This is a genomic window from Methylorubrum pseudosasae, from assembly GCF_029504475.1.
Lineage (GTDB): Bacteria > Pseudomonadota > Alphaproteobacteria > Rhizobiales > Beijerinckiaceae > Methylobacterium > Methylobacterium extorquens.
This window is the reverse complement of the sequence record NZ_JAQGDU010000002.1, coordinates 5,245,132-5,266,711: the sequence shown is the minus strand read 5'-3', so window position 1 is coordinate 5,266,711 and position 21,580 is coordinate 5,245,132. Positions and strand designations below refer to the sequence as shown.

General features: G+C 70.7%; 17 protein-coding genes and 1 pseudogene. 8 read left to right on the top strand and 10 right to left on the bottom strand.

Annotated elements, in window-relative coordinates:
* Nucleotides 1-24: 24 nt before the first annotated feature.
* Nucleotides 25-306, top strand: a complete 282-nt coding sequence (locus M2437_RS25775) for a hypothetical protein (protein WP_253389071.1) — start codon at nt 25-27, stop codon at nt 304-306.
* 23 nt (nt 307-329) lie between these two features.
* On the opposite strand, the gene M2437_RS25770 is transcribed toward M2437_RS25775, so the two are convergent.
* Nucleotides 330-776 (bottom strand): hypothetical protein, encoded by a 447-nt coding sequence (locus M2437_RS25770; RefSeq protein ID WP_003601905.1) that lies wholly within the window; start codon nt 774-776, stop codon nt 330-332.
* A gap of 208 nt (nt 777-984) precedes the next feature.
* On the opposite strand from M2437_RS25770, the gene M2437_RS25765 reads away from it, so the two are divergent.
* Complete coding sequence (locus M2437_RS25765) at nt 985-1,869, top strand: alpha/beta fold hydrolase (RefSeq protein WP_253389070.1); 885 nt, start codon at nt 985-987, stop codon at nt 1,867-1,869.
* 325 nt (nt 1,870-2,194) lie between these two features.
* Nucleotides 2,195-4,246: a methyl-accepting chemotaxis protein gene (locus M2437_RS25760; protein WP_253389069.1), complete on the top strand. Its 2,052-nt coding sequence runs from the start codon at nt 2,195-2,197 to the stop codon at nt 4,244-4,246.
* A gap of 34 nt (nt 4,247-4,280) precedes the next feature.
* Here M2437_RS25760 and M2437_RS25755 read toward each other — a convergent pair.
* From M2437_RS25755 to M2437_RS25735, 5 genes and pseudogenes are all read right to left on the bottom strand, one after another.
* A pseudogene (locus M2437_RS25755) lies at nt 4,281-7,560 on the bottom strand (PAS domain S-box protein).
* 112 nt (nt 7,561-7,672) lie between these two features.
* The gene (locus M2437_RS25750; RefSeq protein ID WP_253389067.1) at nt 7,673-9,763 is read right to left on the bottom strand and encodes a hypothetical protein; all 2,091 of its coding nucleotides are present in this window, start codon (nt 9,761-9,763) and stop codon (nt 7,673-7,675) included.
* 190 nt (nt 9,764-9,953) lie between these two features.
* Nucleotides 9,954-12,791 carry a DUF4159 domain-containing protein gene (locus M2437_RS25745; RefSeq protein WP_253389066.1) on the bottom strand — a complete coding sequence of 946 codons (2,838 nt, stop codon included), beginning with the start codon at nt 12,789-12,791 and terminating at the stop codon, nt 9,954-9,956.
* 13 nt (nt 12,792-12,804) lie between these two features.
* The gene (locus M2437_RS25740; protein WP_253389065.1) at nt 12,805-13,719 is read right to left on the bottom strand and encodes a DUF58 domain-containing protein; all 915 of its coding nucleotides are present in this window, start codon (nt 13,717-13,719) and stop codon (nt 12,805-12,807) included.
* An 11-nt stretch (nt 13,720-13,730) separates the two neighbouring features.
* Entirely contained in the window at nt 13,731-14,741 is a 1,011-nt protein-coding gene (locus M2437_RS25735; RefSeq protein ID WP_012253080.1) for an AAA family ATPase, read from the bottom strand.
* A 196-nt stretch (nt 14,742-14,937) separates the two neighbouring features.
* Between M2437_RS25735 and M2437_RS25730 the strand changes: the two genes are divergently transcribed.
* The 5 genes from M2437_RS25730 to M2437_RS25710 all read left to right on the top strand — a co-directional run bounded on the left by M2437_RS25730 (nt 14,938) and on the right by M2437_RS25710 (nt 18,239).
* On the top strand, nt 14,938-15,372 hold the full coding sequence (locus tag M2437_RS25730) for a PaaI family thioesterase (protein ID WP_003606720.1): 435 nt from the start codon (nt 14,938-14,940) through the stop codon (nt 15,370-15,372).
* The gene (locus M2437_RS25725; protein WP_082291575.1) at nt 15,369-15,950 is read left to right on the top strand and encodes a DUF1285 domain-containing protein; all 582 of its coding nucleotides are present in this window, start codon (nt 15,369-15,371) and stop codon (nt 15,948-15,950) included. The genes M2437_RS25730 and M2437_RS25725 overlap by 4 nt, the downstream gene beginning before the upstream one ends.
* Nucleotides 15,947-16,630, top strand: a complete 684-nt coding sequence (locus M2437_RS25720) for a CoA pyrophosphatase (RefSeq protein WP_253389064.1) — start codon at nt 15,947-15,949, stop codon at nt 16,628-16,630. The genes M2437_RS25725 and M2437_RS25720 overlap by 4 nt, the downstream gene beginning before the upstream one ends.
* A gap of 68 nt (nt 16,631-16,698) precedes the next feature.
* On the top strand, nt 16,699-16,956 hold the full coding sequence (locus M2437_RS25715; protein WP_056112025.1) for a DUF6111 family protein: 258 nt from the start codon (nt 16,699-16,701) through the stop codon (nt 16,954-16,956).
* Nucleotides 16,953-18,239: a CCA tRNA nucleotidyltransferase gene (locus tag M2437_RS25710; RefSeq protein ID WP_253389063.1), complete on the top strand. Its 1,287-nt coding sequence runs from the start codon at nt 16,953-16,955 to the stop codon at nt 18,237-18,239. Before M2437_RS25715 ends, M2437_RS25710 begins: the two co-directional genes overlap by 4 nt.
* A 97-nt stretch (nt 18,240-18,336) precedes the next feature.
* On the opposite strand, the gene M2437_RS25705 is transcribed toward M2437_RS25710, so the two are convergent.
* The 4 genes from M2437_RS25705 to M2437_RS25690 form a co-directional block, all read right to left on the bottom strand.
* Nucleotides 18,337-18,738 carry a F0F1 ATP synthase subunit epsilon gene (locus M2437_RS25705; protein WP_003597663.1) on the bottom strand — a complete coding sequence of 134 codons (402 nt, stop codon included), beginning with the start codon at nt 18,736-18,738 and terminating at the stop codon, nt 18,337-18,339.
* 26 nt (nt 18,739-18,764) lie between these two features.
* Nucleotides 18,765-18,980, bottom strand: coding sequence for a hypothetical protein (locus M2437_RS25700; RefSeq protein ID WP_253389062.1), 216 nt, complete (start codon nt 18,978-18,980; stop codon nt 18,765-18,767).
* A 159-nt stretch (nt 18,981-19,139) separates the two neighbouring features.
* A complete protein-coding gene (gene atpD / locus M2437_RS25695; RefSeq protein ID WP_003597665.1) occupies nt 19,140-20,597 on the bottom strand; it encodes a F0F1 ATP synthase subunit beta in 1,458 nt (485 codons plus the stop codon).
* 24 nt (nt 20,598-20,621) lie between these two features.
* Entirely contained in the window at nt 20,622-21,512 is an 891-nt protein-coding gene (locus M2437_RS25690; protein ID WP_056112020.1) for a F0F1 ATP synthase subunit gamma, read from the bottom strand.
* Between the last annotated feature and the right edge of the window lie 68 nt (nt 21,513-21,580).

The following is a 21,580-nucleotide window of genomic DNA, read 5'->3' as shown; positions in this document are numbered from 1 at the left end:
GCAAGGACCGGAAGGATCAATTCGATGAACGAGCCCGGCAAGGGCGTTGGAATGGGCAGTGGATCAGGCGAGGGAACGGGCAACGCACCGAGCGGTGAGCGCGGCTGGAGCTTGTCCGCCACGCCGGAGGGCGAGGGCGTGCGCCTCGAACTGGGACTGCCCGATCTCGGCGGCCGCCCCGTCACCGCGATCCTCAGCCTCGACCGCGCCGAGGCGCGGGCCTTCGCTCGGGCGCTGCTCGCCGCGGCGGGCGATGCGACGGAGCGGACCTTCGTCAGTCCGCAAGAATCCGAACACGAAACCTGAAGGCGGGCCTGACCGGGTCCCGATCAGCGCTGGTTGCGCCGTCCGGGCAGCCGCGGCACCGCCGTGCCGCGCGGCTCCACCGGGGCGTCGCAGGCATAGGCGAACTCGGTCTGCAGATCGCTGAAGACGGTCTCGCCGGTGATCTTGCAATCCTCGCGCACGGTCTCGTCGAGATAGGTGCGTGCCGCCGTGCGGAAGCGCGCGGCCCGTGTCTCGGCCGGCGGACGCCCGTTGCCGACCCGGCCCACATCGCAGCCCGTCACCTCGCGCAGGGCGTTCGAGACCACCAGAACCCGGCGGCGCTGGCGGTTGTCGTAGACCTCGTAGGGCTCGTTACAGCCGATCGTGACGACCTGCGGCACCTGGCTGACGTAGGTCTGCGAGATGTAGCCGAAGCCGGTGCAGCCCGAGACGGCGAGGCTGCCGCCCAGCACGAGCGGGAGCGCGAGCCACCGAACCGTCGTCGCCATCTGCCGCCTCATACGGTGCCATCTCTCTCCCGCGACCGGCAGGAATGGACGCATTGAAACGGTCCAGCTTGCCCGGTCAAGCCGGCCCCGTTCCGGATCGGTCCGACGAGGCCTCACGGCACGGGCCTGTGACGGCGCGCTGCGGAACGGACCGGCGGGGCCGCCGCGTTGCCCGCGGAAGGTGCGACAGGAAGAAGGACGGTTGAGCATGGTGGAGATCCGGCACGACACGGTGACGGGCAACGGCGTGCAGCTGCACGTCGCCCGGGCCGGAACCGGCAGCCCCCTGGTGCTGCTGCACGGCTGGCCGGAATTCTGGCTGACCTGGGAGCCGGTCATGGCCCGGCTCGCCGGCCGCTTCAGCCTGATCGCGCCGGACCTGCGCGGCTTCGGCGCCAGCGAGAAGCCCGATCACGGCCCCTCGGACCACGCCGGTCCGGAGGTCCACGCCGCCGACATCGTCGGCCTTCTCGATGCCCTCGGCCTCGCGCGTGTCGGGATCGTCGGGCACGATGTCGGCGCCTCTGTCGGGCAAGCCCTCGGGCGCTCGCATCCGGACCGGCTCACCGGCCTGTTCTTCTTCGATTGCCCCTATCCCGGCATCGGCCCGCGTCTGGCCCAACCGGAGATGCTGGCCGAGATCTGGTACCAGTCCTTCCACCTCAAGCCGTTCGCCGCAGAGGTGGTCGGCGCCAGCCGCGAGAGCTGCCGCGCGTATATCGGCCATTTTCTGCGCCACTGGGCCGGCGGGAATCCATCCGCCTTCGACGCGGTACTCGATGCCTTCACCGATAATTTCCTAGTGCCGGGCAACCTGCAGGGCGGCTTCAACTGGTACCTGAGCCGGCAGGCGGGACGGCTCGCCATGGTGCGGGGCGAGGCGCCGGCCCTGCCGCCGATCCGCGTGCCGACCTGTATCCGCTGGGGCACGCAGGACCCGCTCTTCCCCTACGCCTGGACCGACCGGCTCGGCGAGACCTTCTCGGATCTCGATCTCGCCCCGTTCGAGGGCGCCGGGCACTTTCCGCATCGGGAATGCCCCGAAGAGGCCGCGGCGGCGATCGCGGCGTTCTTCGAGCGGCTGGAGGCTTGAGGCGGGCGGCCGGCATCTGGGTCTCGAACGCAACGTCCAAGTCATCACCGCCGAGCCAAGCTTCGACGATCCGACGCCGACGGTAGCGTTCTCGACCGAGCGGGCCGCGAACTGACCCGCGCCGGTCAGCGTCTCCCGAAAGACACGCGAACCCAGACTCCAAGATTCACGCAAACGTGCAACAACAGGCGTTACCCAGTTCGATTCCCGGTCAACCGATCGTTCACAAATATCATAGCGTAATCGCCCCCAGCGCCGACGTGGCGAAAATTTCGAAAAAACAACTGGGGGGCCGATGCGCGTCCGGAATCTCTTCGTTTCGTGCATGGCCTCTGTCGGACTCGTGACCGCGGGTTCGAGCTCTTTCATCGCTTGGCAGGAATGGCAGCGCTGGTCGCAGGCCGACGAGGCACGTCAGCTCGTCGGGGTCCTGGGCGAGATCGCCCGCTTCAACGAGCGCCTCGCCCTCGAACGCGGCTCCTACAACCAGCTCCTGCTCTCGGACAGCGCCGAGCAGGCGCCGATCCGGGCCTCGGCGGAGGCGAACCGGAAGGCGACCGAGGCCGTCGCCGGCCGGATCACGGGGGCCGTCGCGGCCCTGCCCGCCGACAAGCGGGCCGTGCTCGATCAAGCCCTGCAGCCGACGATCCGCCAACTCGAGGGCGCGCGTGCGGCGGCGGATAGCGAGATCGCCAAGCCGCTCAAGGACCGTGACGAGCAGGCCGCCAAGTCGTTCCAGAAAGCGATCATCGCCGTCGTCGCCCAGAACTCGAAGACGCTCGGCATGATCGAGATCGACATCACCCGGGAGAATCCCGAGGTCGCCCGCTCGGTGCCGGTCGTCAGCCTCGCGATGGAGCTGCGCGACATCGGCGGCAGCCGCTCGATCTGGTTCAGTCAGTATGCGGGCGCCAAGCAGCGCTTCTCTCCGGCCCTGACCGTGCAGATCCACGAGATGAACGGCCGGATCGAGCAGGCTTGGCAGCGGCTGCAGCGCAGCGTGATGCAGGTCGAAACGCAAGGCCCGCTGGTCGATGCCCTCACGATGGTCGAGCGCAACTTCATCGCCGATCCGGGACAGGTGGTGGCGGGGATGTTCGCAGCCGGCCGGGATGGGACCGAGCCGCCGATGACCCTCACGGAATGGCGGCCCCACACCACCAAAATGCTCCAGTCGATCCTCAGCGTCAGGGATGCCGCCCTGCAATCGGCCCTCGCCACCGCCGACGAGACGATCGCCTCGGCGCTGCAGCGCCTCGCCGTGGCGGGTGCGACCCTGCTCCTCGTCATCCTGTTCACCTTCGGCATCGTGGTCTTCTTCACCCGCCGCGTCGTGCAGCCGCTGGCCTCGCTGGCGCGGACCATCACGCAGCTCGTGGAGGGCACACGGGACGTCGAGGTGCCCGGAACGGACCGCCGCGACGAGATCGGCGAAATCGCCCGCGCGGTGGATGTCCTGAAGGCGCACGGCGCCGAGGCGGAGCGGCTGAGAGGGGAGCGCGAGGGCCTGCGGCAATCCGCCGAGGTGGAGCGGCGCCAGAGCCTGGAGCGGACCGCGGACCAGTTCGGCAGTTCGGTCGGAGGCATCGTCGGCCAGGTCGCGACGGCGGCGGGCTCTTTCGAGGCGCAGGCCACGAATCTGGCCGGCACGGCCCGAGAGGCCGACCTGCGTTCGGCGGAGGCCGCACGGCTCTCCCGCTCGGCCTCGCAGAACATCGAGGCCGTGGCCGCGGCCGCGGAGGAGCTGTCCGCTTCGATCGATCAGATCCGCCAGCAGGCGCGGGGGTCGTCCGCGGCAGCCTCGGAGGCCGCTCAAGAAGCCGCCTCGACGGAAGCCAAGGTCGCCGATCTCGGCGCCGCCGCCGCGCGGATCAGCGAAGTGCTCGGCCTCATCCGCGGCGTGGCGGAGCAGACGAACCTGCTGGCACTCAACGCCACGATCGAGGCCGCCCGCGCCGGCGCCGCCGGCAAGGGGTTCGCCGTCGTCGCCGCCGAGGTGAAGGCCCTAGCGGGTCAGTCGGCCCGGGCCACCGACGAGATCGCGGCGCATATCGGCTCGGTCCGCGTGGCCACGGAGCAGACGGTGCAGGCCATCGGCAACATCACGCAGGCGATCCAGCGCGCCACCGGCATGGCGGACGCGATCGCCTACGCCATCGACGAGCAATCGACGGCGACCCAGGAGATCGCCCACAACATCTCGGCCGCCTCGCACGGCATGCGCCTGGCCACCGGCGAGATCGAATCCGTCATCGGCGCCTCCAGCGCCACGGGGCGTGCGGCGGATCGGGTGCTGCAGGACGCCATCGCGCTGAACGGGCAATCCACCGAGCTCCGGAGCTCCGTCCAGCACTTCGTCGGCTCGATCCGGGCCTGACGGGGCGACTGGGAGCCCCGGCCGCTCCCCCATACTACCCCCGCGCGATGATCTCGCGGATGCGCAGGCCCAGGGTCTCGACCACGAACGGCTTGGTCAGCACCGCCATGCCGGGCTCCAAGTGGCCGTTGCCCACCGCCGCGTTCTCGGCATAGCCGGTGATGAACAGCACCTTGAGGCCGGGGCGCGAGAGACGGCCTGCATCGGCCATCTGGCGGCCGTTCATGCCGCCGGGCAGCCCGACATCGGAGATGAGCAGGTCGATGCGCACGTCCGATTGCAACACCTTGAGGCCGCTGGCGCTGTCGGCGGCCTCGATCGCGGTATAGCCGAGGTCTTCCAGCACCTCCGTCACCAGCATCCGCACGGTCGGTTCGTCATCGACCACGAGCACCGTCTCACCCTGCTCGGCGCGCGGCGCATCGACCAGGGGGCCGAGCGAATCGAGATCCTCCGCCTCGCCGTGGAAGCGGGGCAGGTAGATGCAGACCGTCGTGCCCTGGCCGAGTTCGGAATAGATCCGCACCTGCCCGCCCGTCTGCTTGGCGAAGCCGTAGATCATCGACAGGCCGAGGCCCGTGCCCTGGCCGGTGGGCTTGGTCGTGAAGAACGGGTCGAACGCCTTGGCCCGCACGTCCGGGCTCATGCCGGTGCCGGTATCGGTCACGCACAGCGAGAGGTACTGGCCCGGCGGAACGTCGTGCTGGTGCGCGGCATGGGCATCGAGCCACTTGTTGGCGGTCTCGATGGTGATGCGCCCGCCCTCGGGCATCGCGTCGCGGGCGTTGATGCAGAGGTTGAGCAGCGCATTCTCGAGCTGCGGCGGATCAACGAGGGAGGGCCAGAGCCCGGCCGCCCCCACCACCTCGATGGTGATGGTGGGACCGACCGTGCGCCGGATCAGATCCTCCATGCCCATCACCAGCCGGTTCACGTCGGTGGGCCGCGGGTCCAGCGTCTGGCGGCGGGAGGAAGGCGAGCAGGCGGTGCGTCAGCGCGGCGGCACGCTTGGCCGCGCCCTGGGCGGCGCCCATGTAGCGGTCGACATCCTTGAGCCGGCCCTGGCTGATGCGGGTCTGCATCAGCTCCAGGCTGCCCGAGATGCCGGCGAGCAGGTTGTTGAAGTCGTGGGCCAGCCCGCCGGTGAGCTGGCCCACCGCCTCCATCTTCTGCGATTGGCGCAGGGCCTCCTCGGCCTCGGCCAGGGCGCGGGCCTGCCCCTTGATCGCGGTGACGTCGCGCACCGAGGCGTAGATGAGCCCCTGGCGCGGCACGGTGTTCCAGGAGAACCAGCGGTAATCCCCGTCGCGGGTCCGGTAGCGGTTCTCGAAGCCGAGCTGCATCTCGCCGCGGGCGAGGCCGGCGGCGGCGGCGCGCGTCAATTCCCGGTCCTCGGGGTGGACGAAGTCGAGGAAGGGGACCGCCTTCAACTCGGCCTCGCTCCAGCCCAGCGTGGCGCTCCAGGCCGGGTTGAGGCTGACGAAGCGGCCCTCGAAATCGGCCACGGCCAGAAGGTCGCTCGACGCTTGCCAGATCTGGTCGCGCTCGGCGGTGCGGGCGGCGACCTGCTCCTCCAGGGTCTCGTTGAGCCGGTGCAGGGCATCCTGAACCGCGCGCAGATCGGTGATGTCGGTGTTGGTGCCGAACCAGCGCACGACGGTACCGGTCTCGTCGCGGATCGGCACGATGCGGGTCAGGAAGGGGCGGAACGTGCCGTCCCGGCCGCGCAGCGGGAAGGTCATGTCGAAGCGCTCGCCGGTGGCGATGGAGTGCTGCCAGCGCTCGGTCACCCCCGGCAGCGCGGCGGGATCGTGCACCGCCTTCCAGCCCCAGCCCTGCATGCTCTCGGCATCGGTGCCGGTGTAGTCGTACCAGCGCCGGTTGTACCAGTAGATGTGGCCGTCGGCCCGGGCCATCCAGCACAGGGCCGGAATGTTGTCGGCCAGCGTCTCGAACTCGACCGCCTTCTCGCGCAGGAGCGCGGTGGCCCGGTCGCGCTCGGCCGCGACGGCGCGACGCTCCTCCACGTCGATGAGCACGCCCGGAAAGCTGAGCGGCGTGGCATCGGGCGCGTGATCGACCCGGCCGTTGGCCTCGATCCAGTAATAGCGACCGTCCGCCCGCCGCACCCGGTACTGGTGGGCATAGGCGCCGCCGCGGGCGATGGCCTCGCCGATCGCTTTCGCCAGCCCGGCCTTGTCGTCGGAATGGACCGTCTCGACCACCTGGGCGAGGCTCAGGCCCTCGCGGCCGAGCGCCGGATCGAGGCCGAAGGCGCGGGCGAACCCCTCGTCCACGGTGAAGCGGTCGCTGGGCAGATCCCAGAACCACGTGCCGACGATCGCGCCGGCGGAGAGCGCGAGCTGGACCCGCTCGGCGTTGACGCGGGCGAGCGCCTCGCTCTCCCGCAGCCGCCGCTCGACCTCGATCCGCTCGGTCACGTCGAGTTCGGCCACCACGCCGCCGACGATGGCGCCCGCGCGATCGCGGATCGGTGCGGCGTTGTTCAGGAACAGGCGCCGCCCGCCGCCGTCGAAGCGCTCGATCTCGACGAGTTCGCCGCGCACGGTCTCGCCGTGCAGCAGGGCGCGGGCCATGCCCCATTCCTCGGCGCGCAGGCGCTCGCCCGTCTCCGGCCAGTAGCCGACCCAGTCGCCGTAGCTTTCCCAATTCACGGTCTGCGGCGGCATGCCCCAGATCTCGCGGTTGGCGACGTTGTCGTGGACGATCCGCCCTTCCGCATCGGCGATGATCACGCCGACCGGCAGCCCCTGGAGGGTCGCCGCCAGGAAGGATTCGCTGCGGCGCAGGGCTGCCTCGCTCTCCCGCTGGAGCGCCTCCATGCGGATGCGCTTCGTCGTCTCGTTGGTGAAGACGAACAGGCCGGCGATGCGGCCCTCCCCGTCGAGCACCCGCGAGTAGGAGAAGCTCCACCACGTCTGCGCCTCGCCCCGGTCGGTGGCCAGCGTCCAGGGCAGATCCTCGAAGCGGCGGCTCTTGCCGGCGAAGGCGTCGTCGATGATCGGCTTGGCCTGATCCCAGGCATCGGCCCAGACCCGATCGAAGCGCTCGCCCATGGCCCAGGGGAGACGGGGGCCCAGCAGCGGGAAGTAGGTGTCGTTGAAGAAGAAGTGCAGCTCCGGCCCCCAGGCCAGGATCATGCTCTCGGGCGAGTTCAGCACGAGGCTGAGCGCGGTGCGCAGCGATTCCGGCCAGGTTTGCGGCGGCCCGAGGGGATGATCCGACCAGTCGCGCTCGGCGATCATGCGGGCGGCCTCGCCGCCGCCGGCCAGGAACGGAGGTAAGTCGGTCATGTCCGAACCGACTTACACAGGTCAAACTCGTTCGGACAGGGCCGTTTCACGCACAGCGATCGTTCCCCGATCACCGTATCTGGAGCGATGCGCCCGAGCTCGAACCGAGGCTCTATACCGCGCGGCCGCGCCGTCCCTCGACCAGCCACATCGCCAGCACGGCGGCGGCGAGGGCCACCAGCGCCCACAGGCCGATGCCGAGGGGATAGACCTCGACGCCGCGTATCGTGGCGCTGTCGCTCGGGCGGAAGCCGATCCAGTCGGCGCCGCCCAGACGGCCGCCGCGGGTGATCTGGAGGCGGGGCACCTCAATGCCGCCGCCGGCCGCCGCGACCCGGCGCACCGTGCCGCCGGAGCCGTCCGCCACGCCCTTCAGCCGGTCGGTATCGCTGAACACGTCGGCGAGTTCGCGCGGGTTGGCCGGGCCGACGCTGACGAAGGCGACGAGGTTGCCCGAGCGGATGGTGTGAAGCCCGAGCCCCTCCGCCTCGAAGGTCGCGGTGAACAGGCCGGTCTCGGCCTTCGACAGGTCGAGACTGCGCTCCTTGCCGGTCGGACCGGTGATCGTGACCGGGCCGGCCTCCTCGGCCATGGTCTGGCGCTCGACGCGGACCTCGCGGCCCCGGCCGGTGGTCTGGGCACGCAGGGCCTCCTCTTCGAGGGCGGGCTCCTTCATCAGCCAGTGGGCGAGGCGCCGCAGCAGATCGAGATAGGGGCCGCCCTGCTGGTAGCCGCGGGCCCAGAGCCAGGCCTGATCGGACAGCATCAGGGCGACACGGCCCTTCTCCTCACGCGAGAGCGCCAAGAGCGGGAGGCCGTTGGCGCCCGACAGGATCGGCTGCACGCCCGGACGGGTCTGCGCCGAGACGATGCGCAGCCAGTCGCCCCAGGCCGGCGGATTCGCCTCCGAGCCCGGCAGCGCCCGGGTGACGGGGTGGCGGTGGCCGGTCTCGGTGAGCGTCGCCTTGAACGGCTGCTCGACCACCTTCATCGAGGGATCGCCCGGCAGGATCGAGGCGAGCCGGGTGCGGGCGAGGCTGGCGGGACCGGCGAATTCCGGCCCGGCGGCGATGAGGAGCGCACCGCCCTCGCGGACGTAGCGAGCGATGTTGTCGAAATAGGCGGACGGCAGCACGCTCTGGTTGGCGTAGCGGTCGAAGATGATGAGGTCGAAATCCTTGATCTTCTGGACGAACAGCTCGCGGGTCGGGAAGGCGATCAGCGAGAGTTCGGAGATCGGGGTGCCGTCCTGCTTCTCCGGCGGCCTGAGAATCGTGAAGTGCACGAGATCGACGGAGGCGTCCGACTTCAGCAGGTTGCGCCAGGTGCGCTCGCCCTGATGCGGCTCGCCGGAGACGAGCAGCACCCGCAGTTTTTCGCGAATTCCTTCGATGGGCAGAACGGCGCGGTTGTTGACCGTGGTCAGCTCGCCCGGCAGCGGCTCGACCTCGATCTCGACCACGTTCGGTCCGCCATGCTCGATATGCGTGGTGAGCGAGAACGGCACGCCGGTCGCGATGCTCTGCCGGTCGATCTCCTCGCCGTCGCGGCGCACGGTAACGGTCGCCGTGCCGGTGCCGCCGCGCTCCATCACCTCGCCGCGCAAGGTGACGTCCCGGCCGACGATGCCGAAGCGGGGCGCCTCCAGCATCTTGATCTGACGGTCGCGCTCGTCCGGCCTGCCGGTGACGAGAACATGCAGCGGCGCCTTGAGCCCGAGCGCTTCGAGCGAGGCGGGGATGTCGTGCACCACGCCGTCGGTGAGCATCACCACGCCGGCGATCCGCTCCGGCGGGACATCGGCGAGCGCCTGGGTCAGCGCCGTGAACAGCTTGGTGCCGTCGTCGCCCTCCCCGCCCTGGGCGTCGCCGACCTCGATGAAGCGGGGCTCTATATTCGCCAGCGCGCCGAAGCGGCGCTCCAGCTCGGCTTTCACCGCATCGGTCATGGCCGGGCGATCGCCCAAGCTTTGCGAGCCGGAGCGATCGACGACGATGGCCACCACGTCCTTCACCGGGTCGCGGTCCTCGCGCACGAGCGAGGGATTGGCGAGCGCGGCGATGACGAGGCCGAGCGCCACCGCCCGCAACAGGGCCGTGCGCCCACGCGCGAGGACCGCGACGACGGCGAGGATCACGGCGAGCACGCCGAACCCGACGAGCACCGGCCAGGGGACGAGGGGGGTGAAGCTGAGGCTCAGCATCGGGCGGGGCCTTCAGTGGAAACTACGAAAATCCCTCCCCCCTCTGCGGGGGAGGGTGCCTGCGGAGCAGCCGGGAGAGGGGCCGGCTCAGGCCCTTCCGGAAGCGGCGCTCCCCTCACCCGACCCCCTTCGGGGGCCACCCTCTCCCGCAGAGGGGGGAGGGCGATGTCGGAACGTCGCGCGGAAAAAATCACTGTCCCAACCGCTCCAGCAAGGCCGGCACGTGGACCTGATCGGCCTTGTAGTTCCCGGTCAGGGTGTAGATCACGATGTTGATGCCGCCGCGGAACGCCATCTCGCGCTGGCGCTGGTCGCCGCCGGTGACGGGGTAGAGCGGCTCGCCGTTGCGGCCGACCGCCCAGGCGGCGGCGAGATCGTTGCCGGTGATGATGAGCGGGGTGACGCCGTCGCCGGCCCGGGCCGGACGGCGCTCGCCGCCCTCGCCCGCGGGTGGAATCGTCTCGACCCAAGTCTGGCCGGTACCGAAGCGGCCGGGGAAGGAATCCACCAGGTAGAACGCCTTGGTGAGCACATGGTCGGCCGGCACCGGCTCCAGCTCCGGCACTTCGAGGGTCGCGAGCATCTTGCGGAGATACGCCGCTTCCGGGCTCGGCGGGCCGCCGGGTCGGGCGGTCTGGGCATCGCGGGTGTCGAAGATCACCGTGCCGCCGTTGCGCATGAAGGCGTCGATCTTGCGGATCGCCGCCTCGCTCGGCTGCGGACGGCCGGCGACGATCGGCCAGTAGATCAGCGGGTAGAAGGCGAGTTCGTCCTTCTCCGGATTGAGGCCCGCGGGCTCGCCGGGCTCCAGGGCGGTGCGGGCGGCCAGCATCTGGCTCAGGCCCGACAGGCCCGCACGGCTCGCCGTGTCCGTCGCGGCGTCGCCCGTGACCACGAAGGCGAGGCGGGTGGCCAGCGCCGATTCGATGCCGTTCGGCCGGTTGGCCGCCGAGTCCTGCGCCTGTGCCGGAGGCGGGGCGAAGACCAGCGCAAGGCCGAGCAAAACCGGCAGAAGGAGGGCGGCCGGCGCCGCCTTCCCGTGTGAACCTCGACCGAACTTTCGAAAAAATCCGCCGAGCCAGAGGCCGGCCAGGGTGTCGAGCGCCAGAAGGGCCAGCGCGAGGGTGAACAGCAGCGCGCGCAGATCCAGCGTCTCGGCGCCCGCGAGCGAACCCGTGCGGGCGCCCTTGAGGCCGGTGAGGTCGAGGGGTTGGAGCCGGTCGCCGGGCGCCAGCGCGTTGACGGCGATGCCGCCCTCCGCCGTGCCGTAGAAGCCGGGCGGGTGTTCGGGGCCGGCGCGGTCGGCGAAATCGGCCGGCACGGCCGTGGCGCTCGCCGGCGGCGAGCCGAGCGCACCGAAGCCGTCGAGGGTCAGGCGCGGCGCCAGCAGCGCGGCCTTCGCCGGCCGGCCGTCGCCCTCGCCGAGCTTGGCCGAGGGGCCGGCGAGCCCGACCACCCGGCGCAGCATGTCCACGAACAGCCCCGATAGCGGCAGGTTCGACCACGTCGTGTCGGCGGTCACATGAAACAGCACCACGAGCCCCTGCCTCCGCTTCTGCGCCGTGACGATGGGCGTGCCGTCCTCGAGTGCCGCCCAGGTCTTGCCCGGCAGGTCGCCGTCGGGCTCGGCGAGAATCTGGCGGCGCACGCCGATATCGGCCGGCGGGTTCAGGCCAGCGAAGGGGCTCTCGGGGGCAAAGGCCGCGAGCGTGCGCGGCCGGTCCCAAGAGAGGGTGCCGCCGAGCGAACGACCGCCCCGGCGCAGGCGCACCGGCACGAGCGGATCGTTGCCGGCGGCGAGCCGAGGACCGGCGAAGCGCAGCAACAGCCCGCCCTCGTCCACGAATTGTTCGACCCGCGCGAGGGTGCGCTCGTCGAGCGCGCCGACATCGGCGAGCGCCAGCACCGAGACCTGATTGTCGAGCATCTGGCCGATGGACTCGGCCGTGCCCTGGCCGCCGCGGGGCTGCTGCACGTCGGCGAAGGGGGTGAGCGCCTTGGCGAGGTAGTAGGTCGGCGCGAGCAGCGGTTGGGCCTGATCGAGGGTGCCGCCGAAGACGAGGCCGACCCGGCGGCGCTTGCCGCGCTCATCCATCAGCACCACGGCGCCGGCCGAGCGCTCGCCCTCGATCTCGAGGCGGGCGATGGCGTTGCGCAGCTCCACCGGCAGGTCGAAGCTGACACGGGTCTCACGCGCCTCCGGCTCCAGGGTGAAGCGGCTCTCAGCGAGCGGCAGGCCCTTCTGGTCGAGCGCCCGTACCAGCCCCGCGTCGCGGCCGTTGCCTTCGGCCCGCAGCACCTGCGCCGAGAGCTTTTCGCCCGGCTGCACCGGGGAGCCTTCGAGCGCCAGCGCCGGGGAGCGCTCGGCCTTCAGCACGGTCACCGCGCTGCCGTGGCGGGCCGCCATCTCGCCGAGAGATGTGGCGAAATCGGCCTCGCCGACGCCGCGCACGCCATCGCTGATCCAGACGATCGAGGCGCCGGGCACCCGCTCCAGGAAGGTACCGATCGAGGCCAGATGCGCCCCGCGGTCACCGAGATGCGGGCGCGGCTTGATCGCGCGCAGGCGCTCCAGCGCGGCGGCCGGGGCCTTCGCCTCGAACGGCGCGGGGGGCTCGGCGCTGGCAACCAGCGCCACCGGGCGACCGTCGCGGGCGGCGGCCTCGATCTCGTCGGTCGCCGCGCGGAGGCGGTCGCGCCAGTCGTGGGCGGCGACGACACCGTTGTCGAGGATGAGGAGCAGCGGGTTGCGCCCCGACGCAGCGCCGATGCCGCCGGGATTCCACACCGGCCCGGCCACGGCGAGGATGAGACAAGCGGCGGCGAGAAGCCGTAAGGCCAGGAGCCAGGGCGGCGTACGGGCCGGCGTTTCGCGCTTCGGCAGCAGGTCGGCCATCAGCGCCAGCGGCGGGAAGTGGATGCGCTGCGGGCGCGGCGGCGTGACCCGCAGCAGGATCCACAAGGCCGGCAGCGCGACGAGGGCGGCCAGCGCGAGGGGGGCGGCGAAGGTGAGCGGAACTCCGAACAATGCGCTTCGCCTTTCAGCCGAGGCCGCGCGCGGCGGCAACGAGAGTCAGCAGCCGCAGGGCCGCCTCGCTCGCCGGCCGGTCGGTCCGGTGGATCGTCAGCGTCCAGCCCCGCTGCCGGGCGATCTCGGACAGGCCGTCGCGATGGGCCGCGATGCGGGTGCGATAGGCCTCGCCCCAGGCCGAGGCCTCGCCGATATCGAGGCTGAGGCCGCCCTCGGGATCGTGCAGCACCGCCTGGCCGGTGAAGGGGAAGGTCTCCTCCACCGGATCGGCCACCAGCACGAGATGGCCGTGGGTGCCGCGCGCCGAGATCGTCTGCACGGCGCTCCGCACCCGATCCAGCGGCGTGAGGAAATCGCTGATCAGCACCACTTCGTCGAACCGGCCGGGCGTGGCTGCCGGCGGCAGATCCTGGGTCAGGCCGGCGCGGTCGTTCACGAGCGCCTGGGCAAGCCGCTCCACGATGCCGCGGGTCGCGCTGGAACGGGTGAGCCCGAGCAGGCCGACGCGCTCGCCGCCCTCGACGAAGGTGTCGGCGAGTGCCAAGCCCAGCACCAGCGCCCGCTCGATCTTGGAGGTCTGGGCGAGACTCGAGGCGAAGCCCATGGAGGCGGAGCGGTCGATCCAGATCCAGATGTTGTGGGCCGCCTCCCACTCGCGCTCACGCACATAGAGCCGGTCGTCGCGGGCGGAGCGGCGCCAGTCGACGCGGGCCGCCGCCTCGCCGGGCACGAAGGGGCGGAACTGCCAGAAGCTCTCGCCCGGCCCCGCGCGGCGGCGCCCGTGCAGGCCGTGCGCCAGGGTGCCGGAGACGCGCCGCGATTCGAGCACGAGCCGCGGCATCACCTCGGCGAGCGCCAGGGCGCCACCGGTCTCGGGGCCACCGGGGCGGCGGCTCTCGGCCTCGACGAGCCGGGTGGAGGCCATCCGCGGCGGGCTCAGAGCTTCGCGGCGAGCTGGCCGATCAGGCCGGTCACCGTCTCGCCGTCGGCCCGCGCGGCGAAGGTCACCGCCATGCGGTGCTTGAGCACCGGCTCGGCCAGGGCCTTCACGTCGGCGACGGAGGGGGCGACCCGGCCCTCGATCAGCGCGCGGGCGCGCACCGCCAGCGTCAGCGCCTGACTGGCGCGGGGGCCCGGCCCCCATAGCAGCTTCTTGGCAACCGACGGATCGCCGCCCTCGGGCCGCGCCGAGCGCACGAGGTCGAGGATGGCATCGACCACGGCGTCACCCACCGGCAGGCGCCGCACGAGGCGCTGGGCCGTGAGCAATTGCTCAGTGGTCATCACGGTCTTGGCCCGCGCGTCCTCGACGCCGGTCGTCTCGATCAGGATGCGGCGCTCGGCGGCGCGGTCGGGATAGCCGACATCGATCTCCAACAGGAAGCGGTCGAGCTGCGCCTCGGGCAGCGGGTAGGTGCCCTCCTGCTCGATCGGGTTCTGCGTCGCCAGAACGTGGAAGGGGCGCGGCAGGTCGTGGCGCTCGCCCGCCACCGAGACGAAATGCTCCTGCATCGCCTGGAGCAGCGCCGATTGCGTGCGCGGGCTGGCGCGGTTGATCTCGTCGGCCATCAGGAGCTGTGTGAAGACCGGCCCCTTCACGAAGCGGAAGGAGCGGCGGCGCTCGGCATCCTCGTCGAGGATCTCGGTGCCGAGGATATCGGAGGGCATCAGGTCCGGCGTGAACTGCACGCGGCGGGCATCGAGCCCGAGCACGGTGCCCAGCGTCTCGACCAGCTTGGTCTTGGCCAGACCCGGCAGGCCGACGAGCAAGCCGTGGCCGCCGGCCAGGATCGTGACCAGCGCCAGATCGACGATCTTCTCCTGCCCGAAGATGACCCCGTGGATCGCCTCGCGCGCCTGCTCGATCGCGGCGAGGCAGGTTTCGGCGGTGGCGACGATCCCGTCGTCGAGGCTCGTCGTGCTAGCCGATCCGGCGCCCTGTGCCATGAAGTGAACCTTGCGATGGCCGGGCGCGGAGGCCCGGAAAGTGCGGAGTCTGGCGCCGAACGCAGGCCGAACGCAAGCGCGGCGCTGCCGCGCGGCAAATCGGCACTATATGGGCGCTCCAGACGCGGCGGGCAGGACGCCCGCGACATCGTGCATCGCGGGCGGAACGCACCCGCCCCGAGGAAGGCGAGACCGGATGACGGACGAGGAGCGCACGGCCTTCCCCGAGGGGTGGGAGGCTTTCACCGATCCGGGCTTCATCGCCCATGTCGGGCCGGTCTATCACCGGACGGTCGAGGGCACGAAAGCGTTCGCCTTCCGCACCGACGAGCGGCACGGCAACCTCGTCGGCATCGTCCATGGCGGCATGCTGCTCACCTTCGCCGACCGGGCGCTCAGCATCGTCGTGCGCGACGCCTGTGACGGGGCACGCGCCGTGACGATCGAGATGTCGAGCCAGTTCGTCGGCGCGGCCCAGATCGGCGACCTGATCGAGACGGTGCCGGAGATCGTGCGGAAAACCGCGTCCCTCGTCTTCGTGCGCGGCACGCTCACCAGCGGCGGCCGGCCTCTGGCGGCGGTGACGGGAATCTGGAAGGTTTTGCGGGACAAGCCCGGCGACAAGTCATGACCCAGAGCACACCCGACGATCCGGCGCTCGCCCGCCTCAGCGCCGCCCTCGGCGAGATCGGCAAACGCGGCCTGCCGCCGGTGGAGCGCTGGAATCCGGAGCATTGCGGCACGATCGACATCCGCATCGCCGCCGACGGCACGTGGTTCCACGACGGCTCGGCGATCCGTCGGCCGAAGCTGGTCAAGCTTTTCGCCTCGATCCTGCGCAAGGAGCCCGACGGTTCGACCGTGCTCGTCACACCGGCCGAGAAAGTCCGCATCACCGTCGAGGATGCGGCGTTCGCAGCCGTGGAGATGGCGGTGGAGGGCGAGGGCGAAGGCCGCCGCATCGCTTTCCGCACCAACGTAGACGACCTCGTCTCGGCCGATGCCGAGCATCGCTTGCGCTTCGAGGACGGGGCAGAGGGCCTCAAGCCCTACCTCCATGTCCGCCGCGACCTCTGGGCCCTGGTCACCCGCCCCCTCACCTACGATCTCGTGGAGATGGGCGAGGAGCGCGAGATCGACGGGCAGCGGTGGTTCGGGCTCTGGGCCGGAGGGCATTTCCACCGCATCGCCCCGGCCGAGGCGGCGTGAGGCTGTCCGAGGCGGCGGCCGGGTCCGTGGCGGACGGGCTCGCGGAGGATTTCGGCCTCGACGCCTTCCTGGCGCGGGCGGAAACCCGCTTGAGCCACGTGCCACCGGGGCCGGGCGTGCCGCTGTCGAACCCGCGCGGCGACCACGACCTCCAGCCGGAGGGGTTTTCCGTTGCGCCGGCCACGCCGCACCGGCCGGCGGCGGTGCTGGTGCCTGTGATCGACCGTCCCGAGGGGCCGACGCTGCTGTTCACGAAGCGGGCGGCGCATCTGCGCGACCATTCGGGGCAGGTCGCCTTTCCCGGCGGCAAGGTCGATCCCGAGGACACCACGCCGATCGACACCGCTTTGCGCGAGGCCTGGGAGGAGATCGGGCTTGAGAGCGACGCCGTGCGCCCGCTCGGCTATCTCGATCCCTATCTCTCCGGCACCGGCTTCCTCGTCATGCCGGTGGTCGGGCTCGTGGCGCGCGAAGCCGTGCTGCGGCCGAACCCGGCGGAGGTGGCGGCCGTGTTCGAGGTGCCGCTCGCCTTCCTCATGGACCCGGCGCGGCATCTCGTCCGTTCGGCGGAATGGAAGGGCCGGACGCGCTATTTCTACGCCATCCCCTTCGCCGAGCACCTGATCTGGGGCGTCACGGCAGGGATCGTGCACAACCTCCAAGAACGCCTTTATCCCTGACCGTCTTGATCCCTGAACGCCTCGACGCTTGACGGGCGCCCCACGGCCCCTCGCAGATTGCGCCATCCATGCTCCGCCTCGTCCTTCAGGAAATCCTCCTGTTCTCCCTGCCCTTCCTGGCCTTCGCGGGCTGGCTGCTGTTCGCCCGGCGCTCGCCGCTCGACCATGCCGAGTGGAAGCCGCACTGGACGCGGCTGATCCTCGCCGGTCTGTTCATCGTCATTGCCTCCCTCGTCACGGTCGGTCTGACCGGGCAGCGCACCCACGACGGCTACGAGCTGCCGCGCTTCGAGAACGGCCGGCTGGTGCCGGGCCATTTCCGATGATCACCGACACGCTGCCCTCATCCGTTGCCCCGCCCCTTGCCCCGCCGCTGGTCGCGGACGGGCCGGCCCGCCTCCTGGCGCGGGCGGGCGTGCAAGCCTGCCTTGCGGCGCTCGATGCGCCGGGCGAGGAAACGCGTCTCGTGGGCGGCTGCGTGCGCGACGCGCTGCTGGGCACCATCGTCGCCGACATCGACCTCGCCACCACGCTGCGGCCCGAGGCCGTGATGGCCTGCGCCCGCGCCGCGGGGATCAAGGCGGTGGGCACGGGGATCGAGCACGGGACCGTCACCCTCATCGTCGGCGGCGAGCCGCACGAGGTGACGACCCTGCGCGAGGACGTCGAGACCGACGGGCGCCACGCGGTGGTGCGTTTCGGCCGCGACTTCGTTCGCGATGCCGAGCGGCGCGACTTCACCATCAACGCCCTCTCGCTCGATGCCGAGGGGCGCCTGCACGACACGACCGGGGGTGTCGCCGACCTCGCCGCCGGTAGGGTGCGCTTCATCGGCGACGCGGCGACCCGCCTGCGCGAGGATGCGTTGCGGCTGCTGCGCTTCTTCCGCTTCCACGCCCGCTACGGGAGCGGCGCACCGGACGCGGAGGGCCTCGCCGCCTCCGTCGCCGCGCGTGACAGCCTCGACCGGCTCTCGCGGGAGCGGGTGCGCGCCGAGTTCCTGAAGCTGCTGCTGGCGCCCCGCGCCGTCGATGCGGTGGCGATCTTGAGCGCGACCGGGCTGCTCCTCCGCATCCTCGGCGGCGTCGGCGAACTGGGCCGGCTCGCCCGCTGTGCAGCGACCGAGCCGCGCCTCGACGCCACGGCGCGCTTCGCCGCGCTCGCGGTGCGGACGATCGAGGACGCGGACCGGCTGCAGGCGAGCCTTCGTCTGTCGCGGGCCGAGCACGCGCGCCTCACCGGCTACGCCACCGCCCTCGCGGCCCTGCACGACCGGCCGGTGATCGAGGCCGACGCAGTGCCGGCTCTCGTCGCCACCTATGGCGCCGGGCCCCTGCGTGAGTTGCTGATCGCCCTCGACGGCGAGCCGCGCCCGCGCGTGACGCCGGACGCGCGCGCCGTGCTCGACCGGATGGAAGCCGCCGGCACGCGCCCCGTCCTCCCGGTGACAGGCGCCGACCTCGTGGCGCGCGGCGTCGCACCGGGCCGGGCGGTCGGTGCCGGGTTGCGGGCGGCCCGAGACCTTTGGCTCGCCAGCGGATGCCCGGACGATGCGCAGGCGCGCGAGCGGCTGATCGCGCGGGCGCTGGAAGCCGCGGCAGCGCCATAGCCGGCCCTCCCGGCAGCCTCCGCGCACGACCCGGCCGCAAAAACAAAAAAGGCGCCGGTTTCCCAGCGCCTTCCAAAATCCGAAGCTCTGACGACAATCAGCGGCTCAGCGTGTTCTTGGCTTCCTGCATCTGAACGATCTGGGCGTTCAGCGCCTCGCGCTTGGCGAGATCCTGGGTCGCGTCGCGGACGAGTTCCACCGCCTCGATCTCCCGGTCGATCATGCCGGGGGTGACCTCCTCGATCGGCGCGGCGCGCTCGGCCAGAACGGTCACGCTCTTCGGTCCGATATCGGCAAAGCCGCCCTGGACGTAGATGCGCATGCCGTTGCCGGTCGTCTCCGTGACGGTGATGACGCCGACCTTGAGGGTGGTCAGCACCGGGGCGTGGCCCGGCAGCACGGTCATCTCGCCCTCGGAGCCGGGAAGCTGCACGGCCTCGACTTCGCCGGAATACAGCGTCCGCTCGGGGCCGACGAAATCGAAGTGGAAGGTGGCCATCGTCAATCAGGTCCCGAGGTTGGATGTCAGCGCCGGCTGCGGTCGGCGACGAAGCCTGCTCCGAAGCCGATCACGGCGCCGATCAGGGCGAACAGCCCCACATGCTGGAGCTGGCCGGTGGTCAGCTCTCCGCCGCGTGCGCCCACCGCCGAGTCCTTGTCCTGGATCTCGACGCTGAGCGGACCGAGCTTGAGCTCGGCGGCCTGCGGCCGGGTCAGGTAGCCGACGAGGCCCCCGACCACGACGCCGACGAGAAGGAGAACGACCTTGGCGTTTACGATCGTTCCCGCGCCCGTGCCTTAGAGCATTGTCCTGGATATCGGATCCAGGACAATGCTCTAACCTTTTGTTCTTGCATCATCTTGTTCCGAAAGCCGGTAACCACCTTTCGGGATGATGCCTTAGGCGGCCGCGAGCTTCTTGGCCTTTTCCTGGGCGTCCTCGATCGTGCCGACCATGTAGAACGCCGCCTCGGGCAGGTCGTCGTACTTGCCTTCGACCAGGCCCTTGAAGCCCTTGATGGTGTCTTCCAGCGGCACCTGGATGCCCGGCGAGCCGGTGAAGATCTCGGCCACCGAGAAGGGCTGCGAGAAGAAGCGCTCGATCTTGCGGGCGCGGGCCACCGTCAGCTTGTCCTCTTCCGACAGCTCGTCCATCCCGAGGATGGCGATGATGTCCTGAAGCGACTTGTAGCGCTGCAGCGTCTGCTGGACCTTACGGGCGACTTCGTAATGCTCTTCGCCGAGGATGGCGGGCGACAGCATGCGCGAGGTCGAGTCGAGCGGGTCGACGGCCGGGTAGATGCCCTTCTCGGCGATCGAGCGCGACAGCGTCGTGGTCGCGTCCAAGTGGGCGAAGGAGGCGGCGGGCGCCGGGTCGGTCAGGTCGTCGGCCGGCACGTAGATCGCCTGCACCGAGGTGATCGAGCCCTTGGTCGTCGTGGTGATGCGCTCTTGCAGGGCGCCCATGTCGGTGGAGAGCGTCGGCTGATAGCCCACCGCGGAGGGGATGCGGCCGAGCAGCGCCGAGACCTCGGAGCCGGCCTGGGTGAAGCGGAAGATGTTGTCCACGAAGAACAGCACGTCCTGGCCCTGGTCGCGGAAGTCCTCGGCGATGGTGAGGCCGGTGAGCGCGACGCGCGAGCGGGCGCCGGGGGACTCGTTCATCTGGCCGTAGACCAGCGCGCACTTGGAGCCCTCGGCCGAGCCGCCGTTCTCCTTGGGGTTCTTGTTGACGTTGGACTCGATCATCTCGTGGTAGAGATCGTTCCCCTCGCGGGTGCGCTCGCCGACGCCGGCGAAGACCGAGTAGCCCGAGTGAACCTTGGCGATGTTGTTGATCAGCTCCATGATCAGCACGGTCTTGCCGACGCCGGCGCCGCCGAACAGGCCGATCTTGCCGCCCTTGGCGTAGGGGGCGAGCAGGTCGACAACCTTGATGCCCGTCACCAGGATCTGCGACTCGGTCGACTGATCGGTGTAGGGCGGGGCGGGCTGGTGGATGGCGCGCAGGGTGTCCGACTGGATCGGGCCGGCCTCGTCGATCGGCTCGCCGATGACGTTCATGATGCGGCCGAGCGTGTTGTGGCCGACCGGCACCTTGATCGGCGCGCCGGTGTCGCGGACTTCCTGGCCGCGGACGAGGCCCTCGGAGGTGTCCATCGCGATGCAGCGGACGGTGTTCTCACCGAGCTGCTGCGCGACTTCGAGAACGAGGCGGCTGCCCTGGTTCCGGGTCTCGAGCGCGTTCAGGATTTCCGGCAGGTGGTCGTCGAACTGCACGTCCACCACGGGGCCGATGACCTGGGTGATCTTGCCCTTGGCGCCGGTCGTCTGCAGGGGGGAAGCGGTGTTCGCCATTGCGATGATTCCTTTATGCGGCGGTCAGAGCGCTTCCGCGCCCGAAATGATCTCGATGAGTTCCTTGGTGATCATGGCCTGACGCGTCCGGTTGTAGATCAGCGTCTGCTTCTTGATCATCTCGCCCGCGTTGCGGGTCGCCGAATCCATGGCGCTCATGCGTGCGCCCTGCTCGGAGGCGGCGTTCTCGAGCAGCGCCCGGAAGATCTGGACGGTGAGGTTCTTCGGGAGAAGCGTCTCGAGGATCGTCTCCTCGTTCGGCTCGAATTCCATCGCGGCATCGGAGCCGGCGCCCGTGGCGGCAGCGCCCTCGGCCGTCGGCAGCTCGGCCGGGATGAGCTTCTGCGCCGTCGGGATCTGCGAGATCACCGAACGGAACTCCGAGTAGAACAGCGTCGCGACGTCGAACTCGCCGGCCTCGAAGCGGGCGAGGATGTCGTCGGCGATCTCGGCGGCGAAGGGGTAATCGACCGGCTTGTTGCCGCGGATGTCGCGCGAGGCGATGATCTGGTCGCGGAACTGCCGGCGCAGGACGTCGAGGCCCTTCTTGCCGATCGTCATGATCTTGACGGTCTTGCCGTCGGCCATCAGCCGGTTGGCGTGGTCGCGGGCCAGACGGGCGATCGAGGAGTTGAACGCGCCGGCCAAGCCGCGGTCGCCGGTGCAGACGACGAGCAGGTGCACCCGGTCCTGACCCGTGCCGGAGAGCAGGCGCGGAGCGCCGACGCCGCCGATCAGGTTACCGGCGAGGTTGCCGAGCACCTGGGCCATTCTCTCGGCGTAGGGACGCCCGTTCTCGGCAGCATTCTGGGCGCGCCGCAGCTTTGCGGCGGCGACCATCTGCATCGCCTTGGTGATCTTCTGCGTCGCCTTCACCGAGGTGATGCGGTTCCGCAGATCCTTCAAGCTGGGCATCGGTGGGCGTCCGGGTCCGTTCGGAAGGGCCTCTCCTCACCCTGCGGGGAGGAGCCGGAGGTCGGGGT